The 723-nt window shown below is 66.3% G+C and carries 1 protein-coding gene; it reads left to right on the forward strand.

Annotated elements, in window-relative coordinates; genetic code table 11:
* Positions 1-714 (forward strand): hypothetical protein (locus AAIL67_RS24705; RefSeq protein WP_343485401.1); only part of this gene is annotated, 714 nt, incomplete at its 5' end.
* Positions 715-723 lie beyond the last annotated feature (9 nt).

The raw sequence follows: 723 nt of genomic DNA on the forward strand, positions 1-723 counted from the left end.
TTGCTGGGCGGCCGCCAGTTCGGCAACTGCCCGGCCTTCTCTTTGAGCGTGGAGGGTGACAAAGCCCCGCACTACAGCGCGCAGGGCGGCCTGCGCGAGAAGGATGAAGAAGTCCTGATCGAGATCACCCGCAAGGCGGCCATCACCACCGACAACATCAGCGGCAGCAATCTGCGCATGTTTCTGTCCGGCACGGCAGAGACCCACACCCAGGCATCGGCCACGGTGGCCGACGAGGCGCACACGGTGGAGCCGGGCGGCATCTACCGCCTGGGCGTGACCGCAGCGGCCCCCACGGGCGCACGCAAGCTGAGTGCCGTCACGGTCAAAAGCAAGGACGGCACCACGACCTTTGCGGCGGGCACCGATTACACGGTGGACGCAGACCTGGGCCTGCTGCAGATCGCAGAGGGCGGCGAGATCGAAGCAGCCACCGAGGTGCTGGTGGGCTACACCGCCGCCGAGACCAGCTGGGAGCGCATCAAGTCCGGCAACGGCGCGGATCTGAAGGGAGCGCTGCAGCTGATTGCCGACAACGCCCACGGCACCAACCGTGACTGGTGGTTCCCCAGCGTTGCGCTGTCGCCCACGGGCGAGCTGCCGCTGATTCAGGACGGCACGGACTACAGCCAGTTTGGCTTCGATGTCGAAGTGCTCAAGCCCGACAACGGCGAGGCCGTCTATGTGGACGGCCGTGCAGCGCTGATTCCTTAACCCCTCTCT

The sequence above is a fragment of the Comamonas sp. A7-5 genome, from assembly GCF_039581385.1.
Taxonomy (GTDB): Bacteria; Pseudomonadota; Gammaproteobacteria; order Burkholderiales; family Burkholderiaceae_C; genus Comamonas; species Comamonas thiooxydans.